General features: G+C 59.9%; 23 protein-coding genes. 11 read left to right on the forward strand and 12 right to left on the reverse strand.

From position 1 onward, the window contains the following. Position 1 precedes the first annotated feature (1 nt). The 3 genes from ACVWYU_RS18865 (at position 2) to ACVWYU_RS18875 (ending at position 2,598) form a co-directional block, all read left to right on the forward strand. Positions 2-1,144 carry a DUF1120 domain-containing protein gene (locus tag ACVWYU_RS18865; RefSeq protein WP_457373401.1) on the forward strand — a complete coding sequence of 381 codons (1,143 nt, stop codon included), beginning with the start codon at positions 2-4 and terminating at the stop codon, positions 1,142-1,144. A gap of 84 nt (positions 1,145-1,228) precedes the next feature. Further along, positions 1,229-1,846: a DUF1120 domain-containing protein gene (locus ACVWYU_RS18870; RefSeq protein ID WP_457373402.1), complete on the forward strand. Its 618-nt coding sequence runs from the start codon at positions 1,229-1,231 to the stop codon at positions 1,844-1,846. A gap of 116 nt (positions 1,847-1,962) precedes the next feature. After that, a complete protein-coding gene (locus tag ACVWYU_RS18875; RefSeq protein ID WP_457373403.1) occupies positions 1,963-2,598 on the forward strand; it encodes a DUF1120 domain-containing protein in 636 nt (211 codons plus the stop codon). A gap of 52 nt (positions 2,599-2,650) precedes the next feature. On the opposite strand, the gene ACVWYU_RS18880 is transcribed toward ACVWYU_RS18875, so the two are convergent. The 6 genes from ACVWYU_RS18880 to ACVWYU_RS18905 form a co-directional block, all read right to left on the reverse strand. Beyond that, positions 2,651-3,958, reverse strand: coding sequence for a CynX/NimT family MFS transporter (locus ACVWYU_RS18880; protein ID WP_457373404.1), 1,308 nt, complete (start codon positions 3,956-3,958; stop codon positions 2,651-2,653). Next, on the reverse strand, positions 3,948-4,607 hold the full coding sequence (locus tag ACVWYU_RS18885) for a FadR/GntR family transcriptional regulator (protein ID WP_390957205.1): 660 nt from the start codon (positions 4,605-4,607) through the stop codon (positions 3,948-3,950). Before ACVWYU_RS18885 ends, ACVWYU_RS18880 begins: the two co-directional genes overlap by 11 nt. Before the next feature lie 242 nt (positions 4,608-4,849). Beyond that, positions 4,850-5,614, reverse strand: a complete 765-nt coding sequence (locus tag ACVWYU_RS18890) for an amino acid ABC transporter ATP-binding protein (RefSeq protein WP_003171943.1) — start codon at positions 5,612-5,614, stop codon at positions 4,850-4,852. Between the two features lie 10 nt (positions 5,615-5,624). Next, positions 5,625-6,722: an amino acid ABC transporter permease gene (locus ACVWYU_RS18895; RefSeq protein ID WP_247256378.1), complete on the reverse strand. Its 1,098-nt coding sequence runs from the start codon at positions 6,720-6,722 to the stop codon at positions 5,625-5,627. Positions 6,723-6,732: 10 nt separating this feature from the next. Beyond that, complete coding sequence (locus ACVWYU_RS18900) at positions 6,733-7,914, reverse strand: amino acid ABC transporter permease (protein WP_247256377.1); 1,182 nt, start codon at positions 7,912-7,914, stop codon at positions 6,733-6,735. 65 nt (positions 7,915-7,979) lie between these two features. After that, positions 7,980-9,011, reverse strand: coding sequence for an amino acid ABC transporter substrate-binding protein (locus ACVWYU_RS18905; RefSeq protein ID WP_090324971.1), 1,032 nt, complete (start codon positions 9,009-9,011; stop codon positions 7,980-7,982). Between the two features lie 467 nt (positions 9,012-9,478). On the opposite strand from ACVWYU_RS18905, the gene ACVWYU_RS18910 reads away from it, so the two are divergent. The 5 genes from ACVWYU_RS18910 (at position 9,479) to ACVWYU_RS18930 (ending at position 14,810) form a co-directional block, all read left to right on the forward strand. After that, positions 9,479-10,135 carry an alpha/beta hydrolase gene (locus ACVWYU_RS18910; protein ID WP_457373464.1) on the forward strand — a complete coding sequence of 219 codons (657 nt, stop codon included), beginning with the start codon at positions 9,479-9,481 and terminating at the stop codon, positions 10,133-10,135. A 97-nt stretch (positions 10,136-10,232) separates the two neighbouring features. Then, positions 10,233-11,720: an ATP-dependent RNA helicase RhlB gene (gene rhlB, locus ACVWYU_RS18915; RefSeq protein WP_457373405.1), complete on the forward strand. Its 1,488-nt coding sequence runs from the start codon at positions 10,233-10,235 to the stop codon at positions 11,718-11,720. A gap of 138 nt (positions 11,721-11,858) precedes the next feature. Next, the gene (locus ACVWYU_RS18920; protein ID WP_457373406.1) at positions 11,859-12,806 is read left to right on the forward strand and encodes an ornithine cyclodeaminase family protein; all 948 of its coding nucleotides are present in this window, start codon (positions 11,859-11,861) and stop codon (positions 12,804-12,806) included. A 144-nt stretch (positions 12,807-12,950) separates the two neighbouring features. Then, positions 12,951-14,078: an NAD(P)/FAD-dependent oxidoreductase gene (locus ACVWYU_RS18925; RefSeq protein ID WP_457373407.1), complete on the forward strand. Its 1,128-nt coding sequence runs from the start codon at positions 12,951-12,953 to the stop codon at positions 14,076-14,078. A 90-nt stretch (positions 14,079-14,168) separates the two neighbouring features. Next, positions 14,169-14,810 (forward strand): helix-turn-helix transcriptional regulator, encoded by a 642-nt coding sequence (locus ACVWYU_RS18930; RefSeq protein WP_090324977.1) that lies wholly within the window; start codon positions 14,169-14,171, stop codon positions 14,808-14,810. A gap of 123 nt (positions 14,811-14,933) precedes the next feature. Here the strand turns inward: ACVWYU_RS18930 and ACVWYU_RS18935 are convergent, their stop codons facing one another. The 6 genes from ACVWYU_RS18935 to ACVWYU_RS18960 all read right to left on the reverse strand — a co-directional run bounded on the left by ACVWYU_RS18935 (position 14,934) and on the right by ACVWYU_RS18960 (position 20,308). Beyond that, entirely contained in the window at positions 14,934-15,710 is a 777-nt protein-coding gene (locus ACVWYU_RS18935; RefSeq protein WP_457373408.1) for an ABC transporter substrate-binding protein, read from the reverse strand. A gap of 304 nt (positions 15,711-16,014) precedes the next feature. Beyond that, positions 16,015-16,467, reverse strand: a complete 453-nt coding sequence (moaE, locus tag ACVWYU_RS18940; protein ID WP_247256373.1) for a molybdopterin synthase catalytic subunit MoaE — start codon at positions 16,465-16,467, stop codon at positions 16,015-16,017. A gap of 3 nt (positions 16,468-16,470) precedes the next feature. Then, entirely contained in the window at positions 16,471-16,713 is a 243-nt protein-coding gene (gene moaD / locus ACVWYU_RS18945; protein ID WP_090324982.1) for a molybdopterin converting factor subunit 1, read from the reverse strand. After that, on the reverse strand, positions 16,710-17,183 hold the full coding sequence (gene moaC / locus ACVWYU_RS18950; RefSeq protein WP_457373409.1) for a cyclic pyranopterin monophosphate synthase MoaC: 474 nt from the start codon (positions 17,181-17,183) through the stop codon (positions 16,710-16,712). The genes moaD and moaC overlap by 4 nt, the downstream gene beginning before the upstream one ends. A gap of 247 nt (positions 17,184-17,430) precedes the next feature. Further along, entirely contained in the window at positions 17,431-18,825 is a 1,395-nt protein-coding gene (locus ACVWYU_RS18955) for a PhoH family protein (RefSeq protein WP_056854495.1), read from the reverse strand. A gap of 358 nt (positions 18,826-19,183) precedes the next feature. Then, positions 19,184-20,308, reverse strand: a complete 1,125-nt coding sequence (locus ACVWYU_RS18960) for a polysaccharide deacetylase family protein (RefSeq protein ID WP_457373410.1) — start codon at positions 20,306-20,308, stop codon at positions 19,184-19,186. 310 nt (positions 20,309-20,618) lie between these two features. Between ACVWYU_RS18960 and yaaA the strand changes: the two genes are divergently transcribed. From yaaA to alg8, 3 genes are all read left to right on the forward strand, one after another. Next, entirely contained in the window at positions 20,619-21,398 is a 780-nt protein-coding gene (yaaA, locus tag ACVWYU_RS18965) for a peroxide stress protein YaaA (RefSeq protein WP_090324986.1), read from the forward strand. An 823-nt stretch (positions 21,399-22,221) separates the two neighbouring features. Continuing rightward, positions 22,222-23,538: a nucleotide sugar dehydrogenase gene (locus ACVWYU_RS18970; RefSeq protein WP_457373411.1), complete on the forward strand. Its 1,317-nt coding sequence runs from the start codon at positions 22,222-22,224 to the stop codon at positions 23,536-23,538. Between the two features lie 114 nt (positions 23,539-23,652). After that, entirely contained in the window at positions 23,653-25,134 is a 1,482-nt protein-coding gene (gene alg8 / locus ACVWYU_RS18975; RefSeq protein ID WP_425524303.1) for a mannuronan synthase, read from the forward strand. The last annotated feature ends 16 nt before the right edge of the window (positions 25,135-25,150 follow it).

Below are 25,150 nucleotides of genomic sequence, written 5' to 3' on the forward strand. Positions count from 1 at the left end.
GATGAACCTGTCCCGTTACCTGCTGCCTGTCCTCGCCCCTCTGACGCTGGGCGCCCTCTCATCCCACGCCTGGGCGCTGCCGCAAGACTGTCAGCTCAGCCTCAGCCAGCCCGTGCTCGACTACGGCTTGATGAACCGTGCGATACGCATCGATACAACTCCGGTACGCACCTTGGGTGAACGTCGCCTGGGCCTCAACCTGAGTTGTTCGCAGCCCACCGACATGAGCGTGTTCTACCGCGCCATGGCCGCGACCGCCGAACGCTATGACTTCGCGGAGCACGGCAGCTATGAAATGCGTATTCGCGACGGCGTACTTGATGGGCAATCGGTCGATTTGGGACTGATTTCCAAGGTCGGCCAGTCACCTGTGGAAACCGCATCGACCCTGACCTGGCGCCCGGAACACGGCATCGCGCCAGTGCGCGCCGGCACAGCGGTTCAGGGTCGGAGCTTCTCCGCGCAGATCGAGGTGACCGCCTGGGCTCAGGAGCAAGCGATGCGAGTGCGTGAAGCCGTCACCTGGGAAACCACAGGTGTATTCGACGCGGTCGCGGCAGGCCGCTCCCGGGAAGCCATCCTGCGCGCCCGCTTCGCGCCGGGAGCTTGCAAACCGATGCTGTCCAACGGCGGCCTGGTCGACTTTGGCAGGTTGTCCAAGAGCGATCTGAATGCCGACCAGGGCACTCGACTGCCGCCCAAGTCCCTGACGCTGCGGGTCGGTTGTGATGCACCGACCCACTTTGCCCTGGTGATGCACGACAACCGCGCAGGCTCGGCGACGGTCAACAGTGAGATTTATTTCGGCCTGGCATTCGATAACCGCGGCAACAAGATCGGCCTGTATTCGCTGAACGTCGATCCGGCCGATGCCAGCGCCGACAGCTTTGCGCGCCTGTACCGAACCGACTCCACCACCACAGGCGCCGCCTGGAGTACAGCCAGTTCAAGCCCGATACCCGTCGGCCAGAAAAGCTACCTGGGCTTTACCGACATCGCCGGCAGCACCGCAGGCCCGGTCGCGATTCAGAACCTGACAACCGGCGTCACCGTCGAGGCCGGCATTGCGCCCACCTCAAGCCTGGACCTGAGCTCCGCCGTCCAGCTCGATGGCTCGGGAACGATCGAGATTATTTACCTGTAACACCCAACCCACCTTGTTGACCCCAGGGCGCAATCGAGCGCCCTGGGCCATTCAAGGAAACAACCACCCACAAAAGGAAAAGAAATGAAAAAGTATTTCATGGCCCTGTCGACTGCCGCTCTGGTCAGCGTTGCACCCTATGCCCTCGCGTCGTCAACCGACCTGACGGTCACCGGCGTCATCACCCCGTCTGCCTGCACACCGAGCCTGTCCAAGGGCGGTGTCGTGGATAACGGCAAGATCTCGGCGAAGGATCTCGACCCCGTGCGCGATACGTTGATCGGCACCTATCCGCTGCAATTGGCGGTGTCATGCGATGGGCCGACTCAGTTTGCATTGAAGCCCATCGATCGCCGAGCCGGCACGGCCTCTATGGCAACCTGGTTCGGCCTGGGCCTGACCGACGCTGGCGAGAAACTGGGCTGGGTTCGCGTCGATGTCAAAAATGCCCTGGCAGACGGCGTGGCGGCACACGCCATCGACTCCGAAGACGAGGGTAAAACCTGGAAGGCAGCCTGGGTAACAAGCCCCGGATACCTCCTGTCAGTCGGTTCCACCACCGACCTGAGCACCCCGCTGTTTGTGAAAGACCTCACCATGGATTTCGAGGTCAACACCAACATCGCCCGCGCCGACAGCCTGACCCTGACCGACGAGGTGCTCATGGACGGTGCGGTGACATTTGAAATGACTTACATCTAAGCCCCGGCGCTGAACCACCCGCAGCGTCTGGGCGAGTGGTTCGGCTCACGTCTCCATCCTCTGTGCCTTTGCAACGGGGAATGGAAAGCAAACACCGAAAAGAAGCATTAACCAACATGAAAAACTATTTCGCTGCACTTTCCGCCACCGCACTGATCAGCGTCGCGCCCTTTGCCGTCGCGGCGTCCAGTACCGATCTGACCGTCACGGGCGTCATCACGCCACAGGCTTGCACACCGAGCCTGTCCAATGGCGGCATCATTGATAACGGCAAGATCTCCGCGAAAGATCTCAATCTGGACACCAACACCCGGGTGGGGGCCCATCCGATGCAATTGAGCGTGACCTGCAGTGCTCCGATGGCGGTAGCCCTGTATGGCATCGACAACCAGGCCAGCTCAACGTTGGCCGACAACTACTTCGGCCTGGGGTTTACCGACAAGGGTGAAAAGATCGGAATCTTCCGGGCCGACATCAAAAGCGCCATGGCAGACGGCTCAACCTTAACGCCGATCCGCGCATATGATATCTCCGGGACCCGTCCAGACTGGGTTCGCATCGAGGTTCTGGGCAAGGATCAGTACACATCGGCAGGTACCAGCGCACCGGGCGGCAGGTACATCCCGAGCCCCGTAGAAAACCTCACGATGGATCTTGAGGTCGTGACTTACATCGCTCCAGCCAACAGCCTGACCTTGACTGACGAAATCAAAATGGACGGTTCCGCGACATTTGAATTGATCTACCTGTAAGCCCCTGACGCTGAATCACTCCAGGCGTCAAAGGGAGTGATTCAGTGCCCGATCAGATTTTTTCGCTGACGACCTGCACGTACAGCGCACGACCGGCCCCAAGGCCAGCGATGATCGCGCCCAGGCCAATCACCCCGAAGATCCAGCCCACCGCAGACCAGCCGCCGGTCCAGTCATGCACGATGCCCACCGCGAACGGCCCCATGGAGGCCAGGGTGTAGCCAAATCCCTGAGCCATGCTCGACAGGTTCGCCGCCACATGGGAATCCCGCGAGCGCAGCACGATCAGGGTCAAGGCCAGGCTGAACGTGGCGCCCTGCCCTAGCCCCAGCACGATCGCCCAACCCCACAAGCCATCGAGCGGCGCATACAGGCAGCCGAACAAGCCGCCAAGGGTCAAGGCCATGACGATCACGATGGCCATGCGTTGATCCTGGCCGCGCGTGGCCAGCCAGGGCGCGGCCAGCGAGCTGACCAATTGCACGATCACTGAACCCGACAGCACCAGGCCGGCCTGGGTCGGCGTCAGGCCACGGCCGATCAGGATCGACGGCAACCAGCCGAACACGATGTAGGCCAGGGACGATTGCAAGCCCATGTACAAGGTCACTTGCCAGGCCAGCGGGTCACGCAGCAATCCGCGAACGCGGTAGGCAACGTTGTGCGCGCCGTGTTTCTGGCCGACTTGTGGCAACCAGAACAGCGCGGCAACCAGCGCCGGGATCACCCAGAAACCGAGGCCCAGTGCCCAGCTCCTGTCGAAATGCTCGCTCAGCGGCACGGTGGAACCTGCGGCCATGGCAGCGCCCAGGCACAGGGCCATGGTGTAGACGCCGGTCATGGTCCCGGCCTGTTTGGCGAAGTCACGCTTGACGATGCCCGGCAACAGCACGCCGATCACACCGATGCTGGCACCCGCCAGCACGCTGCCGGCGAACAGGCCGATCTCGCCAAAGGAACTGCGCAGAACGATCCCGCCGGCCAGGGTCAGGAGAATGCCCAGCACCACCCGCTCGGCGCCAAAACGTCGCGCCAGCAGCGGCGCCAGCGGCGCGAACAGCCCCAGGCAGAGGACCGGCAAGGTCGTCAGCAAGCCCGCCTGGGACGCCGACAGCCCCAGGGATTTCGAGACTTCGCTGAGCATCGGCGCCATGCTCGACAATGCCGGGCGCAGGTTCAGCGCGACCAGAATCAGGCCCAGCAGCAATAGCCATGGCCGGCGCAAGACCGGATGGGTTTGCTGGACTTGTTCATCATCGGCTTCGGCGTCGATCAGCAGCTCTTCCAGCTCAGCCGTGCGTTTGGATTGAGCGGTGCTGCCTGAATCGCTGGTCATGGTGTTCTCGCTTTCAAGGTTCATTGATCAACTGCCTCGACAAGGCTTTGGCCCGCTCCGGGTCGCGTTGCTCGACCGCATCGAGCAGCGCGATGTGCAGGTCGAACACTTCCTGTCGGCGCGGGACGATGTTCAGGGTCTGACGCAACTGCGCGCCGACCACGCTGGAGAAGTAGCGATACAGCTCGCTGAGGGTCGGGTTGTGTGCGGCGTCCACCAGACGGCGGTGGAACACCAGATCGCAGGCGATGTACGTATCGAGATCGCCGTGATAGTGACTGCCGCTGGCCGCCAGCGCCTCACGCAAGGCCAGCAGGTCTTCATCGGTACGACGCAAGGCCGCCAGACCGATGGCCTCGACTTCGAGGATGTGCCGGGTTTCCCGGGCCTGCTCAAGGGAGCAACGGGACAGCGCCTTCAGCGTGTCCAGCGGGTCGACCACCGCCCGCAGGTAACTGCCGTCACCCTGACGGATTTCAATCAGGCCGGAAAACGCCAGCACCCGCATGGCTTCACGCACGGTGTTGCGGCTGATGCCCAGCTCGGCGGACAACTCCGGCTCGGTAGGCAAGCGCTGGCCCACCACCCAGACCCCCTCATTGATGCGCAGGCGCAATTGATCCAGGGCCTGATCGACCAGGGATCGTTTAACTAATGGAGAAATTTCAGACATTGGATTCGCCCTGTCATCCAATCATAGGATGAATTTTCTGACATGTTAGTCAGCTTGTTTCAGAACGGCAACCACCCACTGTAGGAACGAGCACGCTCGCGATGGACGTCAACGATAAACGCCTGACGTCCCGCGGCGCTCTCTCGGTCATCGCGAGCAGGCTCGCTCCTACAGGGTCGCGGTTTTCTTTGGGTAAAAAAAACCCGGAACATGTCCGGGTTTATTTCACTGGCGAGCGTCGATCAATGCAGGATCTGGCTCAGGAACAGCTTGGTGCGGTCGTTCTGCGGGTTGTCGAAGAAGTCGTTCGGCGCAGCCTGTTCGACGATTTCACCCTTGTCCATGAAGATCACGCGGTTGGCCACGGTACGGGCGAAGCCCATTTCGTGGGTGACGCAGAGCATGGTCATGCCGTCTTCGGCCAGGCCGATCATGGTGTCCAGCACCTCTTTCACCATCTCGGGGTCGAGTGCCGAAGTCGGTTCGTCGAACAACATGATTTTCGGTTTCATGCACAGCGCGCGGGCGATCGCCACACGCTGCTGCTGACCGCCGGACAGTTGCCCCGGGAATTTATGCGCCTGCTCCGGAATGCGTACGCGCTCCAGGTAGTGCATGGCGATTTCCTCGGCCTTGCGCTTGGGCATCTTGCGCACCCACATCGGCGCCAGGGTGCAGTTCTGCAAAATGGTCAGGTGCGGGAACAGGTTGAAGTGCTGGAACACCATGCCGACTTCACGACGGATCGCTTCGATCTGCTTGAGGTCGTTGGTCAACTCCACACCATCGACCACGATGCGGCCTTGCTGGTGCTCTTCCAGACGGTTGAGGCAGCGGATGGTGGTGGACTTGCCGGAACCCGACGGGCCGCACAGCACGATACGCTCGCCCTGTTTGACGTTGAGGTTGATGTCCTTGAGTACGTGAAACTGGCCGTACCACTTGTTCACGCCCTGCATCTGAATAATGCCTTCAGGGCTCACAGGCTGTTTGATTGCTTCGCTCATAAAAGAACTCCTAACGCTTGTGGCCAGTGTCGAGCTTACGTTCCAAATGCATGGAGTAGCGGGACATACCAAAACAGAAAATCCAGAACACCAGGGCGGCGAACACATAGCCTTCGGTGGCCATGCCCAGCCATTTCGGGTCGGCGGCGGCTTGTTTGACGCTGTTGAGCAAGTCGAACAGGCCGATGATGATCACCAGGCTGGTGTCCTTGAACAGCGCAATGAAGGTGTTGACGATGCCTGGGATCACCAGCTTCAGGGCTTGCGGCAGAATCACCAGGCCCATGCTGCGCCAGTAACCCAGGCCCATCGCCGCGGCGGCTTCGTACTGCCCCTTGGGAATCGCTTGCAGACCGCCACGCACCACTTCAGCCACGTAGGCCGACTGGAACAGGATCACGCCGATCAGGGCCCGCAGCAGCTTGTCGAAGTTCATGCCTTCGGGCAGGAACAACGGCAGCATCACCGAGGACATGAACAGCACCGTGATCAACGGCACGCCGCGCCAGAACTCAATGAAGGTCACGCAGACCACACGAATCGCCGGCATGTTCGAACGACGACCCAGGGCCAGGATAATCCCCAGCGGCAATGCACCGGCGATACCGACGGTGGCGATCACCAGGGTCAGCATCAAGCCGCCCCATTGGCTGGTCGCCACGTTGGTCAGGCCGAAGAGGCCGCCATGCAACAGGAAGTAGGCAATGATCGGGTACAGCACCAGGAAGCTCAGGCCATACACCGCTTTATGGTGAAAGCGCGAGATGAACAGCGGTGCCACTCCGATGACCGCCAGCCACACGGTCAGGTCCACGCGCCAGCGCAGTTCCGGCGGGTAGTAGCCGTACATGAACTGGCCGAAGCGTTGCTGGATGAACACCCAGCAGGCGCCGGATTTGGTGCAGTCGGCGCGGGTGGTACCGACCCAGTTGGCGTCGAGGATCGCCCAATGCAGGATCGGCGGCACCACCAGGTAGATCAGGTAGAACGCAAACAGGGTCAGCAGGGTGTTGAGCCAGCTGGAGAACATGTTCGCGCGCATCCACGCCACCACACCGATGCTGCTGCTCGGAGGTGGCATGTCGGGTTTGAAGGTATGAGTACTCATGCGCTTTTCCTTACCGCTCGATGAGCGCAATGCGCTTGTTGTACCAGTTCATCAGCAGGGAAATGCTGATACTGATCGCCAGGTACACGCTCATGGTGATCGCAATCACTTCGATCGCCTGCCCGGTCTGGTTCAGCACCGTACCGGCAAACAGCGAGACCATTTCCGGGTAACCGATACCGGCCGCCAGCGAGGAGTTCTTCGCCAGGTTCAGGTATTGGCTGGTGAGCGGCGGAATGATCACGCGCAGGGCCTGCGGGATGATCACCTTGCGCAGGGTCGGACCGTTGCGCAGGCCGAGCGAGTGCGCCGCTTCGGTCTGGCCGTGGCTGACCGATTTGATGCCCGAGCGCACGATCTCGGCGATGAACGCCGCGGTGTACACCGTCAGGGCCAGGGTCAAGGCCAGCAGTTCCGGGATCAGCACCCAGCCACCGACGAAGTTGAAGCCTTGCAGCTTCGGCATTTCCCAATGCAGCGGTGCGCCGAAGATCAGCGCGCACAGCGCCGGAATCACCAGGAACAACGCCAGACCGGTCCAGAATTTGTGGAACGGTACGCCGGTTTCTTCGAAGCGTTTGTTGGCCCAGCGGCTCATCAGCACGATGGCGACGATAGCCACGATCACGCTGACCACGAACGGCCAGAAACCGTCCGCCAGCTTCGCGGCCGGCATGTTCAGGCCACGGGCGCTGACGAAAAAGGTGTCGCCGAAGTTATGGCTGTTGCGCGGTCCCGGCATGGTCAGGAACACCGCGAAATACCAGAACAGGATCTGCAGCAGCGGCGGAATGTTACGGAAAACTTCCACGTAGACCGTCGCCAGCTTGGCGATGATCCAGTTCTTCGACAGCCGTGCCACACCGACGATGAAACCGAGGATCGTCGCCAGGATCACGCCGATGAAGGTCACCAACAGGGTGTTGAGCAGGCCGATGACAAAGACTCGGGCATAACTGTCCGATTCCGTGTAGTCGATCAGGTGTTGAGCGATGCCGAAACCGGCACTGCGCTCCAGAAAGCTGAAGCCCGAGGTAATGCCCCGGTGCTGAAGGTTGGTCTGCGTGTTATCGAACAGATACCAGCCCATCGAGACCACCGCGACAATGGTGATGATCTGGAATAGCCACGCACGCACTTTCGGATCGCTGAGACTGAGCCTCTGCTTCGGTGCGCCGATTGAATTTTGCATGAAGTGCCCCGCAAATAATGGAACAGAACATCACCCGGTGGTTGGCCCACCGGGTGATAGAACCATCAGCGCACTGGTGGTGCGTATTGAATGCCGCCAGCGTTCCACAAGGCGTTCAGCCCGCGGTCGATTTCCAGCGGAGTGCTCTTGCCGAGGTTTCTCTCGAACACTTCGCCGTAGTTACCGACTTGCTTGACGATCTGGACGACCCAGTCTTTTTTCACTTTCAGGTCTTTGCCGTATTCACCGTCGGTACCCAGCAGACGGGCAACGTCCGGGTTCTTGGTGGATTTGGCTTCAGCTTCGACGTTCTTCGAAGTGATGCCTGCTTCTTCAGCGTTGAGCATGGCGTAGCCAGTCCAGCGCACGATGGCCAGCCACTCGTCGTCGCCGTTACGCACGACCGGGCCCAGTGGCTCCTTGGAAATGGTTTCCGGCAGAACCACGTAGTCCTTCGGCGAAGCCAGCTTGCTGCGCTGGGCGAACAGCTGGGACTTGTCGGAAGTCAGCACGTCGCAACGACCGGATTCCAGCGACTTGGCGCTTTCGTCGGAGGTGTCGAAAGTGATCGGGGTGTACTTCAGGTTGTTGCCGCGGAAGTAGTCGGAGACGTTGAGCTCGGTGGTGGTACCGGCCTGGATGCAGATCGTTGCGCCGTCCAGCTCCTTGGCACTCTTGACGCCCAGCTTGTTGTTTACCAGGAAGCCGATGCCATCGTAGTAAGTGATGAAGCCCGGGAATTTCAGACCCATGCCCGCGTCACGGGAGCTGGTCATGGTGGTGTTGCGCGACAGGATGTCGATTTCGCCGGACTGCAACGCAGTGAAGCGTTCCTTGGCGTTCAACTGACTGAACTTGACCTTGGTCGCATCGCCGAAGACCGCAGCGGCCACGGCACGGCAGTAGTCGGCATCGATACCGACGATCTTGCCGGTGGAGTCTGGGACCGAGAAGCCAGGCAAGCCGTCACTGACGCCGCACTGTACGAAACCTTTCTTCTGCACTGCATCCAGGGTCGCGCCCGCCTGAGCGAACCCACTGACGCCGAGTACTGCCGCTGCAGTCACGACTGCCAGGGTGGATTTCAACATCTTCATTCAAACCTCCAGTTTTGCTCTTGTTGTGTCGGAGCGTGAGTCCAATCGCACCCTTTTGAGGCGTTGTTGACCCGTGTTGGCTTTTTTTAGGGTCAACCGACGTAGGACCGTAGCTATGAGTCTAGTAGGAGAAAATCCACATCATGGACAACTCACTTCTCACCAATCGGCCGAACGGGCTGTAGCCCTTTCACGTTCGCGAAGCCCGTAACGGCCACTGGCGAACATCCATCACCGGATTTTTTGCTATCCCACGGTCAGCAGTACACTGATAGTGTTACCGCCAAGCGTGAGATGGGTTGCACCGCTTCCCCATAGCAAACCCCGTACCACACCGCTTGCAAAATCGTTTCAGGCACAGGTCAAGAGCAAAACTTGCAGCCTTGCGACATCTTATTAACAGATCAACCAGACGCGCACTCAGACCTCGCACTCAATGAGAGCGCATGCACAACATTGGAGCAGCCATGACCGAGCCCTTGATTCTAGAACCCGTCAAGCCCGCAGACGCCTGCGTCATCTGGCTGCACGGCCTTGGCGCCGATCGCTACGACTTCCTGCCCGTCGCCGAAGCGCTGCAGGAAACCTTGCTGACCACCCGCTTCGTCCTGCCCCAGGCGCCCACCTGTGCTGTCACTATCAATGGTGGCTACGAGATGCCGAGCTGGTACGACATATTGGCCATGAGCCCGGCGCGAGCAATCAATCGCGAGCAGCTGGAAGCGTCGGCACAGCGGGTCATGGATCTGATCGAAGCACAGCGAGCCGCCGGAATAGACGCCTCGCGGATTTTTCTGGCAGGTTTTTCCCAGGGTGGCGCCGTGGTACTACACACCGCGTTCCTCAAATGGCAGGGCGCACTGGGGGGTGTATTGGCCCTCTCTACTTATGCACCGACTTTCAGCGAGACCCTGGAACTGTCCGCCAGCCAGCAACGCATCCCGGTGCTGTCGCTGCACGGTCAGTACGACGATGTCGTGCAAAACTCGATGGGCCGAACCGCCTACGAGCATTTGAAGCAGCGTGGTGTCACCGTGACATGGCAGGAATACCCAATGGGTCACGAAGTGTTACCCGAGGAAATCCGCGACATAGGCGTCTGGCTCACCGAGCGTCTGCGCTAAACACTGCGTTTAAAAACACCCTTTGATCCATCCCACTACGCCGCGCCCGATTCTTGCATTACACTGGCCGGCGTATATTCCTTAACCAATTGATGAGATGACCGTGCTCAAAGCACTCAAGAAAATGTTCGGTAAAAGCGAGACTGAGCAACTCGCGCCAGTCCCCAGCGCTCCGTCTCACACACCCAGCCACCGCCCCGACGGTCATCAGCCTGGTCGGGCCGCCACCGCCGCGGCACCGAAACACGAGCCCAAGCCCGCAGCGGCCGAGCAGCCTGCGGTGACCACTGTCACCGAACAACCGCGCAGCGAAACGCCAAAACCCGCCAAACCGCGCCGCGAACCGAAACCAAAAGCCCCGGTGATCCCGTGGAAACTCGAAGATTTCGTCGTCGAGCCACAGGAAGGCAAAACCCGCTTCCACGATTTCAAACTCGCCCCGGAACTGATGCACGCCATCCAGGACCTGGGCTTCCCGTATTGCACGCCGATCCAGGCCCAGGTGCTGGGCTTCACCCTCGCGGGCAAAGACGCCATCGGCCGCGCCCAGACCGGCACAGGCAAGACCGCCGCGTTCCTGATCTCGATCATCACCCAGCTGCTGCAAACCCCGCCGCCGAAAGAGCGCTACATGGGTGAGCCACGGGCACTGATCATTGCGCCGACCCGTGAACTGGTGGTGCAGATCGCCAAGGACGCCGCCGACCTGACCAAGTACACCGGTCTCAACGTCATGACCTTCGTTGGCGGCATGGACTTCGACAAGCAACTCAAGCACCTCGAGGCCCGCCACTGCGACATCCTGGTTGCCACGCCGGGCCGCCTGCTGGACTTCAACCAGCGCGGTGACGTGCACCTGGACATGGTCGAAGTCATGGTGCTGGACGAAGCGGACCGCATGCTCGACATGGGCTTCATCCCGCAAGTGCGCCAGATCATTCGCCAGACCCCGCCCAAGAGCGAGCGTCAGACATTGCTGTTCTCCGCGACCTTCACCGAAGACGTGATGAACCTCGCCAAGCAATGGACCACCGACCCGGCCATCGTCGAAATCGAAATCACCAACGTGGCCAACGAAAACGTCGAGCAGCACATCTACGCGGTGGCCGCTGCCGACAAATACAAACTGCTCTACAACCTGGTCAACGATAACGGCTGGGAGCGAGTGATCGTGTTCGCCAACCGCAAGGATGAAGTGCGGCGCATCGAAGAACGCCTGGTGCGTGATGGCATCAATGCGGCGCAGTTGTCCGGCGACGTGCCGCAGCACAAGCGCATCAAGACCCTGGAAGGTTTCCGCGAAGGCAAGATCCGGGTGCTGGTGGCCACTGACGTGGCCGGGCGCGGCATCCACATCGACGGCATCAGCCACGTGATCAACTTCACCCTGCCGGAGGTTCCGGACGACTACGTGCACCGCATCGGCCGTACCGGTCGCGCTGGCGCAGACGGCGTGTCCATCAGCTTTGCCGGTGAAGACGACTCCTACCAGCTACCGTCCATCGAAGAGAAGCTGGGTCGCAAGATCAGCTGTGAAACACCACCGACGCATCTGCTGCGTGCGGTTGAGCGCAAGCGCCCGTAACGGACGACTTGCAGAAAAAGGCGCAGCCGGCAACGGACTGCGCTTTTTTTTGCCCGGCTTTTTTTCAACGGACGCTTGATCGCGATATTTAAATGTCCATAATAGACAAATTAGTTTATTTCACTGCCCGGAGCCACCATGACCCACAGCCCCCACGTGATCACCCAACCGCAGGCCCGTGAATGGCTGGCCCAGGTCGACGTACCGCAAATCATGCGCAAGCTGTTCCGCGACCTCGCCGCCGGCCAGGCCGTGCAACCTGCGCAGCAACTGGTGGAGTTTCCCCAGGGCGCCGGCGACTTCATCAACTACCTGGGCGTGCTGGCCGAAGAAGGCGTGTACGGGGTCAAGACGTCGCCGTACATCGTGCGCGAACAAGGCCCGCTGGTGACCGCCTGGACCTTGCTGATGTCGATGAAAACCGGCCAGCCACTGATGCTGTGCGACGCCGGTGAACTGACCATCGCACGGACGGCCGCGACCACCGCCGTCGCCATCGATGCCCTCGCACCGCCACAAGCCACGCGCCTGGCGATCATCGGCGGCGGCAAAGTCGCCCAGGCGCACGTGCACTACGTCAAAGGCCTGCGCGACTGGCAGTCCATCAGCCTGTATGCCCCGGGCCTCAGCGAGGCCAGCCCGCAGGATCTGGCGCAGATCACAAGCCTCGACCCACGCCTGACCATCGTCGACAGCCGTGAAGCCGCCATTGAGAATGCCGACGTGATCATGCTGTGCACCTCGTCCGCCGGCCCGGTGATCGACCCGTCCCGCCTGAGCAAAGCGGCGCTGATCACCTCCATCAGCACCAACGCCCCACGCGCCCACGAAGTACCGCCACAGAGCCTCAATGACATGCAGGTGTTCTGCGACTACCGTCTGACCACCCCCGGCTCGGCGGGTGAGATGCTGATCGCCGGCGAGCAACACGGCTGGGATAAAAATGCGCTGGTCGGCGACCTGGCCGATCTGCTGAGCGGCAAGGTGCAGCGCCCCGACTACGATCGTCATGTGTACTTCCGCTCCATCGGCCTGGGCCTGGAAGACATCGCGCTGGCCAATGCCATCTACCGCCTGCTGCCCTGACAACACATAACCCCTTGCAGGAGCGAGCTTGCTCGCGAAGGTGGATCAGGCACCACTGAGTCGTCTGACAGACCATCGCGAGCAGGCTCGCTCCCACATAGAGCATTCAAATCATTGGCATTTACGCCCCATCAGGAGACGTTCATGAGCCACGCAGACTTCATCATCATCGGCGGCGGGATTGCCGGCGCTTCCACCGGCTTCTGGCTGTCCCGGCACGGGCGCGTGGTCGTGCTCGAACGCGAATCCCATCCGGCCTATCACTCCACCGGTCGCTCGGCCGCGCTGTACACCGCCGCTTATGGCACGCCGCAGGTTCGCGCATTGACCCAGGCCAGCCGCGAGTTTTTCGACACCCCACCCGCCGGCTTCTGCGAGCATCCGCTGCTGACCCCGCGCGGCGAGATGACCGTGGACTTCACCGGCGATCCGGCCGAGCTGAACAATCAATACCTGAGCGCCAAGGCCACGGTGCCCGAGATGCAATTGCTCAGCGCCGAGGAGGCCTGCGCCCGCCTGCCGATCCTGCGCCAGGAAAAAGTCCACGGTGCTATCTACGACCCGACCGCCAGCGACATCGACACCGACGCGCTGCATCAGGGCTATCTGCGCGGTATCCGCCGCAACACAGGCCAAGTCCACACAGACTGCGAAGTACTGGGCCTGAGCCGCGATGCCGCAGGCGTATGGCACGTACAGACCCAAACTGAAACCTTCAGCGCACCGATCATCATCAACGCCGCCGGCGCCTGGGCGGACAAGATCGGCGAACTGGCCGGCGCCAAACCGCTGGGCCTGCAACCCAAGCGGCGCGCGGCGTTCATCTTTGCCGGTCCCGAAGGCGTGGACATTCATCACTGGCCGATGCTGGTCAGCCTCGACGAATCCTTCTACATGAAACCCGATGCCGGGATGTTCCTCGGCTCGCCGGCCAACGCCGACCCGGTAGAACCCCACGACGTGCAGCCTGAAGAGCTGGACATCGCCATGGGCATTTACCAGATCGAAGAGGCCACGACCCTGACCATCCGCCGTCCGACCCGTACCTGGGCCGGTCTGCGTAGCTTCGTCAGTGACGGCGATCTGTTATCCGGTTTCGACCCGCAGGTGCCAGGCCTGTTCTGGGTGGCGGCACAGGGCGGCTATGGCATCCAGACTTCGCCCGCCATGGGCCAGGCCAGCGCCGCCCTGGTGCGCGGCGAGGCCCTGCCCGAGCAACTCACGCGCTTCGGCTTGAACGCCGACATGCTCTCCCCTGCCCGCCTGGGTTGATTTTCGTCCTCAGGTGACGCGCCGACACGATTGCGGCACACTTTCAGAGCCCCGTTTTTCGGGGCGCTGAAGCTTCCCGGAGCCCCACGTATGAACGCCCCCGAAAAAGACCCGGCCCTGAACGACGCATCCCTGGATAACTTCCGGGCGATTGCCGACGCCATCGCCACGCTGTTCTTTCCCCACGCCGAAGTGGTGCTGCACGACTTGCGTACGCAAAAGGTCGATTACATCGCCAACAACCTGTCGAAACGGGAGATCGGCGACGACTCGGCGCTCGAAGACATGCTCAGCGACGATGTCAGCGAACGAAATATCGGGCCGTATGAAAAGCTCAATTGGGATGGTCAGAAAATTCGCAGCTTGAGCACCGTCCTGCGCGACCGCGAAGGTCATCCGCTGGCGGTCCTGTGCATCAACCTGAATATTTCGCTGTTTGAAAATGCCAAGGCGGCGCTGGACCTGTTTCTGTCGCCGAACAAACTGATTCCGCAACCGGACTCACTGTTTCGCGACGACTGGCAGGAGCGCATCAATACCTTCCTGCATAACTGGCTGCGCGAGCGGCAACTGAGCCTGAACCTGCTGACCCGCGACCACAAACGCGAACTGGTGCTGGCGCTGCACGCCGAAGGGGCCTTCAAAGGCAAAAGCGCTTCGAACTACGTGGCCAATGTGCTGAACATGGGACGGGCGACGGTGTACAAGCATTTGAAGGAATTGAAGGGCTAGAGATCTGCATCGGCAGTTCCGGCCTCATCGCTGGCAAGCCAGCTCCCACAGGTTCTGCGGTGATCACATCGTTGTGCACGGCGCAGACAATGTGGGAGCGGGCTTGCCAGCGATAGCGGACTATCAGTCGCCGTAAATATCCGACTTGAAGTACTTCTCGGAAATCTTCTGATACTCGCCATTGGCGCGAATGCCGTCGATGGCGGTGTTCAGTTCGCTGACCAACTCGGCATTACCCTTGCGCACGGCAATCCCGGCGCCCTCGCCGACGTATTTCGGGTCCTTCAACTCAGGCCCGACAAACGCGTAGCCTTTACCGCGCGGCATCGACAGGAAGTCATTGAGCGGAATGGTGTCGGCAAAAATGGCGTCGAGGCGACCGGCCGCCAGGTCCATGTAGATTTCTTCGTTGTTGCCGTAACGCTTGACGATGATGCCTTTGGACTCAAACACCTCGGTGGCATAACGGTCCGTGGTGGTGGCGCGCTGCACGCCGACCGTCTTGCCTTTGAGGCTGGCGTACTGGTCATCCACCACTGCGCCTTCCTTCATCACCAGACGCGATGACGTGAAGTAGTACTTGTGGGTGAAATCCACCGACTTCTTGCGGTCGTCGTTGATGGTCATGGACGACAGCGCCATGTCGATTTTCTTCACTTTCAGGGAAGGAATCAGACCGTCGAACTCGCCTTCAACCCACACACACTTGACCTTCATCTGTGCGCACAAGGCATTCCCGATGTCGTAGTCGAAGCCGACGATTTCGCCTTGATCGGTTTTGGAAGCGAACGGCGGGTAAGCGGCCTCGATACCGATGCGCAAGGTTTTCTCGGCGGCAAACAGGCTACTGCACGCCAACAGGCTCAGGGCCAGACCGGTGATGAGGGGAAACTTCTTCATGTTCGTTCTCTCGCGGGTTGTTGTTGGTTTGGCAAGACAGAAGAAAGAGCTGAAACAGGGAAAGCCTTTTTTGTACTTATAATTCCATATTGGACTTTTACGTATTATCCGTCAATCAGACAAATGCAGTCCGTATCGGCCGGTGGTCGGGAGGGGAGTCAGGAAATTATTGGGTGATGCGGATGGCCTCATCGCGGGCAAGCCCGCTCCCACAGTGTTCGAGTCGTACACGACATGTATGTACGCCATCGAACCTGTGGGAGCGGGCTTGCCCGCGATAACGGTCGAAAGAACAGCGCAGGAATTACTGCTTCCAGCGATCCGCCGCCGCATGATCACTGTCACGCCCTTCCACCCATCGCGGGCCGTCGCTGGTGTTTTCTTTCTTCCAGAACGGTGCGCGGGTTTTCAGGTAGTCCATGACAAAGGCGCAGGCGTCGAACGCCGCCTGGCGGTGCGCACTGGCGGCGCCGACAAAGACGATGGGCTCGCCCGGTTCCAGGGCGCCAATGCGATGCAGCACTTCCAGCTTGAGCAGCGGCCAGCGCTGCCCGGCTTCGCTGGCAATCTTGCCGAGGGCTTTTTCGGTCATGCCCGGATAGTGCTCGAGGAACATCCCGGCCACGTCGAGCCCGTCATTGAAGTCGCGCACGTAGCCGACAAAACTCACCACCGCGCCGACGCCGACATTGGCATCGTGCATGGCGTTGACTTCGGCGCCCGGATCGAACGCCGTGGACTGCACGCGAATCGCCATGGCTCAGCCCCCGGTCACGGTCGGAAAAAACGCCACTTCATCGCCCTCGCTCACCGGCTCGTCGAGCTGGCAGAGGTCTTCGTTGCGCGCGCACATCAGGTTCTGCTCGGTTAGCACTTCGGCGCCATCGCGCTGAGCCAGCAGCGCCCGCACATCGTCTACAGTGGCGAAATCGCCCTGGACCTTCAGCGCATCCACGCCAATCGCTTCGCGATAACGGGCAAAAAATTTCACCGTGATATTCATGGCTGATCCGCCTGGAAATGCGCGCTCTTGCCGCCGACCTTTTCCAGCAGGCGCACGCTTTCGATGGTCATGCCGCGATCGACGGCCTTGCACATGTCGTAGATGGTCAGCGCTGCCACACTGGCGGCGGTCAGGGCTTCCATCTCGACGCCGGTCTGCCCGGACAGTTTGCAGCGAGCGACGATACGCACGCTGTCCTCGCCCTCGGCACTGAGCTCGACTTTCACGCCGGTCAGCATCAGCGGGTGGCACAGGGGAATCAAGTCGCTGGTTTTCTTCGCCGCTTGAATGCCGGCAATGCGCGCCACGGCGAAGACATCACCCTTGGGGTGACCGCCGCTGACGATCATCTGCAGGGTTTCGGGCAGCATGCGCACCAGCGCTTGGGCCGTCGCCTCACGGAACGTCACGGCTTTTTCGGTGACGTCGACCATGTTGGCGCGACCTTGGGAATCGAGATGAGTCAGCACGGGGTTACTCCTGATCAGGAGCGTCGATTGTAAACCTGCGGGTCAGAATTCCGCACGCACGATTATCGGCCCACACAGCCCCCTGTAGGAGCGAGCCTGCTCGCGATGGACGCCAACGATAACGCGTACTGCCTGAATGATCGCGTTGTCCCTGCGTTTTTCGCGAGCAGGCTCGCTCCTACAGGGAGATTGTGTCGGGCATAAAAAACCGGGCGGTTTTTGAGGCCGCCCGGTTTTGGCTGAAAGGTTACAGATGCGATTCGGCGTATTCGGCCAGGATCGAACGTGGCACCCCTTGCAGGGTGATGTGCACCCCGTTCGGGAAATCCTTGAAGCGTTCTGTCAGGTAGGTCAGCCCGGAGCTGGTCGCGGACAGGTATGGGGTGTCGATCTGTGCCAGGTTACCCAGGCACACCACTTTAGAGCCGGCACCGGCACGGGTGATGATGGTCTTCATCTGGTGCGGTGTGAGGTTCTGGCACTCGTCGATCAGGATCAGGCTCTGCTGGAAGCTGCGACCCCGGATGTAGTTGAGGGATTTGAACTGCAACGGCACTTTGCTGAGGATGTAATCGACGCTGCCATGGGTGCTTTCGTCATCCATGTGCAAGGCTTCGAGGTTGTCGGTGATCGCGCCCAGCCATGGCTCCATTTTTTCCGCTTCGGTACCGGGCAGGAAGCCGATCTCCTGGTCCAGGCCCTGCACGCTGCGAGTGGCAATGATCCGGCGGTAGCGCTTGCTGACCATGGTCTGCTCGATCGCCGCTGCCAGCGCCAGGATGGTTTTACCCGAGCCGGCCGCACCGGACAGGTTGACCAGATGGATATCCGGATCCAGCAAGGCGTAGAGCGCCAGGCTCTGATAGATGTCCCGTGGCTTCAGCCCCCAGGCTTCCTGATGCAACAGTGGTTCCTGATGCAGGTCCAGAATCAGCAGCTTGTCTTCTTCGATCTCCTTGATCCAGCCGACAAAGCCCTGCTCATCGATGATGAACTCATTGATATGCACGGCCGGCAGGTTGTCGATCAGTTGCACCTGGTGCCAGGTGCGGCCATGGTCCTGACGGGTTTCGACCTTGCTCACACGGTCCCAGAAGGAGCCGGTCATGTTGTGATAACCGTTTGGCAGCAGCGATACGTCGTCGACCAGTTGGTCGGTGCTGTAGTCCTCGGCCGCGATCCCGCAAGCGCGGGCCTTGAGGCGCATGTTGATGTCTTTGGTGACCAGCACCACGGGCAGTTTCGGATCGCGCGCGTGCAGGTCGATCAGCTGGTTGATGATGATGTTGTCGTTGAGGTGCTCGGGCAGAATGATGTTCGGCTCGGCACGCTTGCTCATCAGAATTGATAGCAAGCCCTTCGGACCGCTCTTGCCCCGCTGGATCGGCACGCCCTGCTCGACATCCTCGGGAGAGGCATCGCCCAGGGTCTTGTCGATCAGGCGAATGGCCTGGCGACATTCGGCAGCAACGCTGTGATGCCCGCTCTTGAGCTTGTCGAGCTCTTCAAGCACGGTCATCGGGATGGCAACGTGGTGTTCTTCGAAATTGAGGAGCGCGTTTGGATCGTGAATCAATACATTGGTATCGAGTACATAAAGGATTGGCTGGTTGGAAGAAGAGCTACGTCCGTGATCATCCATACTCGGTCACCTTTGTGGGAGCCAGTCGACGCAATACCTTGGCGGTGCTGCGCCTCGAAGTGGCCGCCGAATCTCACCTGCGGAGATCCAAGTGACTGCAAACAAACGGGTCTTGGAAGACGCCACCTGTGTTGCAGGTTTCGGCGGTCTGTCTTCGTAATACTCCAAAACACATGACAGAAAAAAGCACTTTGACGCTTTTTTGAAGTTTATTTTTCAGAATGACCAATAGCACTTGGCGGACTGCCATCACCCGTTTAAAGTCGGAAGTCCGCCTGCATCGAAATCCCTCCCAAAATCGCCCTTCGCCCAATGTTTACGGGCATTCGCCGTTTCCAGCGAAGCCGCGTCGGCTTTGTCATTGGAAACCGCTCTGGCAGTCCTCCCAACCGATCCCGCTTTGCGCCGTTTGCGTAATCAGCCAGGGCAGCGCCGTTTTCACCCCATCCTGTTTCACATTGAAATTGATCACCCCATGGCGCCACAGCAGCATCAGGGTCAGCACCCGCTGCGCGCTCTGGGTGGCCTTGAGCTTGCCGGCGCCGTCCTGGGCATCGATGTCCCACAACGCCACCCGCACCCCCTGCGACTTGAAGAAGCCTTCGGCATCGGAACGGCGCTGACCGTCGGGCGGACGAAACAACGGCACGTAGTTCTCCGGCAGCTTGTTTTTGACCAGTTCGACGCTGCGCCGTATCGAATCCTGCCAGTCCTGCCAATGGCTGTGGGAGCGGAACTCCCAGCCCTGGACGCCGACGCACTGCATGGAGTAGGTCGACTGCAGGCTCGCCACCGAACGCTCCGCCAGACGCGCTTGAATATCCTTGCCCAGCACGAAGAACGTACCGCTCAAGTTCGACTTGCGCAGGTACTCGGTGACCCAGGTCGTGTTGTCCGGCATGGCGTTGGCGCCGCTGTCGAAGGTCAGCAGAAACAGCCGGTCGTGCATCTCGTCGCCATTGCGCTCAAAGTCGCCAAAACGATCGACTTCGCTGCTGGTTTGCGGAAACAGCGCGGCCTTGCGCAATTGCTCGTCCAGGTACTGGGCATGGAACAGGCGACTCGGTTCGGCCCACTTGATGTAGTAGCTGTCCTCACCGATCTGAAACTTGGCGGCTTGTTCGCGCAGGGTAGGCAGGTCCTCGACCAGAAAACAGAAAGACGCATCCTGGTCGCAGCTCTGCTGGGCGAAGTTGTAGTTGCTCAACAGGCGCTGCCACAGGCGCTGGCGCACGTGATTGACCGACGCCATGTTGACCGTACGCAAGCCCAGGCGCTGCGCGAGCGCCGGTTCGTCCAGGGCTTCGCTGGCCAGCAGCACATGGGCAAACATCAGGATTTCGGCGCGTGAGGCGACGTCGAACAGCGTCGGATTGCCGAGTTGCTCAGGCCAGGTGCTGCGATCAAGGGTCGCCACTTCACCCGGCGCCGCCAGGACCCCGAAGCTCAGGAGCCAGGCCGAAAATAGAAAAACAAAGCGCAATGAGATGTCTCCATAACAAAACCCGCGCGGCACTATAGCTGATCCCGTCCCAACACCCGCAGCCAAGCCGAACTCATTGTGGCGAGGGAGCTTGCTCCCGCTGGGCTGCGAAGCAGACCCAACCGGGCGACCTCATTCCTCCAGGCTAAATACGTGCCCCCTCTTGCGACCGCTTCGCGCTCAAGCGGGAGCAAGCTCCCTCGCCACAGAAGCCCATCCTGGCAAACCACCGATCACCTATGACCTTGATAGCTGGAGTCAACCAGGACAACCCCCTAGAATCGCCACCACGATTAAAGGAGACGACTTCATGCTGATGGTGATTTCACCCGCCAAGACCCTCGATTACGAAACACCGCCGGCGACCCAGCGCTTTACCCAACCGCAATACCTGGACCATTCCCAGGAGCTGATCCTGCAATTGCGCGAGCTGACACCGGCGCAAATCAGCGAGCTGATGCACGTCTCCGACAAGATCGGCGGGCTCAACGCCGCGCGTTTCGGCAGCTGGACGCCCGCGTTCACCCCTGAAAACGCCAAACAGGCCTTGCTGGCGTTCAAGGGCGACGTTTATACCGGCCTCAATGCACAAACCTTCAGCGAAGCCGATTTCGATTACGCCCAACAACACCTGCGCATGCTCTCCGGCCTGTACGGCTTGCTGCGCCCACTGGACCTGATGCAACCGTACCGCCTGGAAATGGGCACCAAACTGGCCAACGCCCGGGGCAAGGATCTGTATGCCTTCTGGGGCACGCGGATCAGCGAATGGTTGAACGAAGCCCTGGCCGACCAGGGTGATGACGTGCTGCTGAATCTGGCCTCGAACGAGTATTTCTCGGCGGTCAAACGCAATGCCCTGAACGCGCGCATCATCAATACCGAGTTCAAGGACCTGAAGAACGGCCAGTACAAAATCATCAGCTTCTACGCGAAAAAGGCGCGCGGCATGATGAGTCGCTTCGTGATTGAAGAACGCATCAACGACCCGGCCGCCCTCAAACAGTTCGACGTGCAAGGCTATCGTTACAGCGCCGAGCAGTCGAAACCGGACAACCTGGTGTTCCTGCGCGATCACGCTCCAGACTGAAGCACCGCTTGGCGCATGACGCTCAAATTCGTCATGCGCCCCCATAGATCACCCCACTTCCCTCGCCTTTTTCGCCATTTTTATGGCGCCAAAAATACATCATTCAGATTTATAACTTTAGTTTCACTCGACTTTTACGATTTTTTTCAGTAGTGGCACTGAAAATTTTTATCGGTAGTGGCAAAAAACTATCCCCTCCAATAAATCGCCTATATATAAAGGGCGAAACGGCAAGTGCTATCAATATGAAAGCAGTGCCATCTTTCTCAATATTTCAAGAAATTACAGAATTCGTGATCAGCGGATCGGAACTATGTCCGAATGCACCGCTCATACCACCGGTAACGATTCTCACAGTGCTTGTACGAGATAACTTACGCAGACCAGAGATCCATGTAGCAAAGTTGTCACATCAACTTGTGCTGAATAATCCCTGATTTGGGCAACACACAACGGACAGGAGATAACGGTTTATGACTATCCCCTACAAGGCCATGGCAGCGCCCCTATAAGCGTGCTCGATGGAGCACCCAACCGCTTGATTTACAGGCTTCCAGCCTGGCTTTGAGCGCGCAAGACGATTGCACGGTCATCCTCTGACAACAGGGGGTCGGCTGCATAACAGGGCACGTCACAATAATAAGGCCTGGTTACGCACACCTTGAGTGCACTTATTTAGACACTCGTAACTTATATGCCAGAACGCGGCATTGTTGCGCCTGCAAGCCGCACTTGCGAGTGCACTATGACCGCTGAAACACCATTAACTACGGCCATCTAATGGCCTGATGAATACAGGCTTGATAATAGAGAGGTAATTGCGATGCGCATCAGCATATTTGGTTTGGGTTACGTCGGCGCAGTGTGTGCCGGTTGCCTGTCTGCACGGGGCCATGACGTCGTCGGCGTCGATGTTGCCAAAGACAAGATCGATATGATCAATGCCGGCAAATCGCCGATCGTTGAACCGGGCCTGGGCGAACTTCTGGCGCAAGGTATCCAGACGGGCCGCCTGCGCGGCACGACCAACTTTGCCGAGGCGATTCGCGACACCGACCTGTCGATGATCTGTGTCGGCACGCCGAGCAAGAAAAACGGCGATCTTGAACTGAACTACATCGAGGCCGTGTGCCGCGAAATCGGTTTTGTCCTGCGTGACAAGAGCACCCGCCACACCATCGTCGTACGCAGCACCGTGCTGCCTGGCACCGTAGCCAACGTGGTCATCCCGATCCTCGAAGACTGCTCGGGCAAGAAAGCCGGTGTCGATTTCGGTGTCGCCGTGAACCCTGAGTTCCTGCGCGAAAGCACCGCCATCGCCGACTACGACCAGCCGCCAATGACCGTCATCGGCGAGTTCGACAAGGCCTCGGGTGACGTTCTGCAATCGCTGTACGAAGAGCTCGATGCACCGATCATCCGCAAGGACATCGCCGTCGCCGAGATGATCAAGTACACCTGCAACGTCTGGCACGCCACCAAAGTGACCTTCGCCAACGAGATCGGCAACATCGCCAAGGCAGTCGGCGTCGACGGTCGCGAAGTGATGGACGTGGTCTGCCAGGACAAGACCCTGAACCTGTCCCAGTACTACATGCGCCCAGGCTTCGCTTTCGGCGGTTCCTGCCTGCCGAAAGACGTTCGCGCCCTGACCTACCGCGCCGGCTCCCTCGATGTGGAAGCCCCGCTGCTCAACTCGCTGATGCGCAGTAACGAGTCCCAGGTGCAGAACGCCTTCGACATCGTATCCAGCCACGACAAACGCAAAGTCGCGCTGCTGGGCCTGAGCTTCAAGGCCGGTACCGACGACCTGCGCGAGAGCCCGCTGGTTGACCTGGCGGAAATGCTGATCGGCAAGGGCTACGACCTGAGCATCTACGACAGCAACGTCGAATACGCCCGTGTTCATGGCGCGAACAAGGACTACATCGAGTCGAAGATCCCTCACGTTTCGTCCTTGCTCAACGCCGACTTTGACGACGTGATCAACAACTCCGACGTGATCATCCTCGGTAACCGTGACGAGAAATTCCGCGCCCTGGCGCAGGACGTCCCGCACGGCAAGCAGGTGATCGACCTGGTCGGCTTCATGTCCAAGGCCACCAGCGTCAGCGGCCGCACCGAAGGGATCTGCTGGTAAGCCCCCTGTAGGAGCGAGCTTGGCGACCATCGCGACGGTGCGACGATTCGACAAGCTCGCTCCTACAGGTTTGTACGCCTGCGTTAACCCGAAATCTCTAGACGGATGCAGATTATGCACAGGCTAAAGCACGGCCTACTCCAGGCCGCCGGTTGGCTGTTTTATCTAAGTTTATTGATGGGCATCGCCCTGGCGTTGCCTGTATCCACGTTCGACTCCGAGTCGAAGGACTTCATTTTCCTGATCGGTATCGTCGGCATCTGGCGCTACTCGATGGGGGCCACGCATTTTCTGCGCGGCATGCTGTTTCTCTACGTGGTCTATCCGCACCTGCGGCGCAAAGTGCGCAAGCTTGGTAAAGCGGCGGACCCGTCCCATGTCTTTCTGATGGTCACCAGTTTCCGCATCGACGCCCTGACCACCGCGCAGGTCTACAGCTCGGTGATCCGCGAAGCCATCGACTGCGGCCTGCCGACCACCGTGGTTTGTTCCATCGTGGAAATGTCCGATGAGCTGCTGGTGAAAAGCCTGTGGAACCGGATGAATCCACCGGCCCGGGTCAAACTCGACTTCGTGCGCATCCCCGGCACCGGCAAGCGTGACGGCCTGGCCTACGGCTTCCGCGCCATCTCCCGTCACCTGCCGGATGACCGTGCGGTGGTGGCCGTGATCGATGGCGACACCGTGCTCGCCGAGGGCGTGGTGCTCAAGACCGTGCCTTGGTTCCAGCTGTTCGGCAATGTCGGCGGCCTGACCACCAACGAGTTCTGCGAAGTGCGCGGTGGCTACATCATGAGCGAATGGCACAAGCTGCGCTTCGCCCAGCGTCACATCAACATGTGCTCGATGGCCCTGTCCAAGCGCGTGTTGACCATGACCGGGCGCATGTCGGTATTCCGCGCCAGCGTCGTGACAAACCCGGACTTCATCGCCGACGTGGAAAGCGACTCGCTGCAACACTGGCGCCTGGGTCGTTTCAAGTTCCTCACCGGTGACGACAAGTCGAGCTGGTTCAGCCTCATGCGCCTGGGCTACGACACCTTCTACGTGCCCGACGCGGCGATCCACACCGTTGAACACCCGCCGGAAAAGAGCTTCATCAAGGCCAGTCGCAAACTGATGTTCCGCTGGTACGGCAACAACCTGCGGCAGAATTCCCGCGCCCTGGGCCTGGGGATCAAGCGTCTCGGTGTGTTCACGTCCGTGGTGCTGTTCGACCAGCGCGTGTCGATGTGGACCTCATTGCTCGGCCTGACCGTCGCCATGATCGCCAGCTTCAAATACGGCACCGCGTTCATCCTGGTTTACCTGCTGTGGATCGGTATCACTCGCCTGATCCTGACCCTGCTGCTGTCCTGCTCCGGTCACCGGATCGGGCCGGCCTACCCGGCGATTCTCTATTACAACCAGATCGTCGGTGCGCTGGTGAAGATCTACGTGTTCTTCCGCCTCGACCAACAGTCCTGGACTCGCCAGCCCACTTCTCTGACCCGTGATCTCGCCAGCTTTCAACGTTGGTTCAACACCTGGTCGTCTCGGACCATGACCTTCTCTGCCGGCAGCATTTTCGTCGCCGTGCTGCTGTTGATGGTCTGACCGAACTCGCCTGAAT

This window comes from Pseudomonas sp. TE12234 (assembly GCF_054061835.1).

Bases quoted from the DNA above. Each gene is read 5' to 3' on its own strand.
- ACVWYU_RS18865 (WP_457373401.1), top strand. From the start codon at position 2: ATGAACCTGTCCCGTTACCTGCTGCCTGTCCTCGCCCCTCTGACGCTG.
- ACVWYU_RS18870 (WP_457373402.1), top strand. From the start codon at position 1,229: ATGAAAAAGTATTTCATGGCCCTGTCGACTGCCGCTCTGGTCAGCGTT.
- ACVWYU_RS18875 (WP_457373403.1), top strand. From the start codon at position 1,963: ATGAAAAACTATTTCGCTGCACTTTCCGCCACCGCACTGATCAGCGTC.
- ACVWYU_RS18880 (WP_457373404.1), bottom strand. From the start codon at position 3,958: ATGAACCTTGAAAGCGAGAACACCATGACCAGCGATTCAGGCAGCACC.
- ACVWYU_RS18885 (WP_390957205.1), bottom strand. From the start codon at position 4,607: ATGTCTGAAATTTCTCCATTAGTTAAACGATCCCTGGTCGATCAGGCC.
- ACVWYU_RS18890 (WP_003171943.1), bottom strand. From the start codon at position 5,614: ATGAGCGAAGCAATCAAACAGCCTGTGAGCCCTGAAGGCATTATTCAG.
- ACVWYU_RS18895 (WP_247256378.1), bottom strand. From the start codon at position 6,722: ATGAGTACTCATACCTTCAAACCCGACATGCCACCTCCGAGCAGCAGC.
- ACVWYU_RS18900 (WP_247256377.1), bottom strand. From the start codon at position 7,914: ATGCAAAATTCAATCGGCGCACCGAAGCAGAGGCTCAGTCTCAGCGAT.
- ACVWYU_RS18905 (WP_090324971.1), bottom strand. From the start codon at position 9,011: ATGAAGATGTTGAAATCCACCCTGGCAGTCGTGACTGCAGCGGCAGTA.
- ACVWYU_RS18910 (WP_457373464.1), top strand. From the start codon at position 9,479: ATGACCGAGCCCTTGATTCTAGAACCCGTCAAGCCCGCAGACGCCTGC.
- rhlB (WP_457373405.1), top strand. From the start codon at position 10,233: ATGACCGTGCTCAAAGCACTCAAGAAAATGTTCGGTAAAAGCGAGACT.
- ACVWYU_RS18920 (WP_457373406.1), top strand. From the start codon at position 11,859: ATGACCCACAGCCCCCACGTGATCACCCAACCGCAGGCCCGTGAATGG.
- ACVWYU_RS18925 (WP_457373407.1), top strand. From the start codon at position 12,951: ATGAGCCACGCAGACTTCATCATCATCGGCGGCGGGATTGCCGGCGCT.
- ACVWYU_RS18930 (WP_090324977.1), top strand. From the start codon at position 14,169: ATGAACGCCCCCGAAAAAGACCCGGCCCTGAACGACGCATCCCTGGAT.
- ACVWYU_RS18935 (WP_457373408.1), bottom strand. From the start codon at position 15,710: ATGAAGAAGTTTCCCCTCATCACCGGTCTGGCCCTGAGCCTGTTGGCG.
- moaE (WP_247256373.1), bottom strand. From the start codon at position 16,467: ATGGCGATTCGCGTGCAGTCCACGGCGTTCGATCCGGGCGCCGAAGTC.
- moaD (WP_090324982.1), bottom strand. From the start codon at position 16,713: ATGAATATCACGGTGAAATTTTTTGCCCGTTATCGCGAAGCGATTGGC.
- ACVWYU_RS18955 (WP_056854495.1), bottom strand. From the start codon at position 18,825: ATGGATGATCACGGACGTAGCTCTTCTTCCAACCAGCCAATCCTTTAT.
- yaaA (WP_090324986.1), top strand. From the start codon at position 20,619: ATGCTGATGGTGATTTCACCCGCCAAGACCCTCGATTACGAAACACCG.
- ACVWYU_RS18970 (WP_457373411.1), top strand. From the start codon at position 22,222: ATGCGCATCAGCATATTTGGTTTGGGTTACGTCGGCGCAGTGTGTGCC.
- alg8 (WP_425524303.1), top strand. From the start codon at position 23,653: ATGCACAGGCTAAAGCACGGCCTACTCCAGGCCGCCGGTTGGCTGTTT.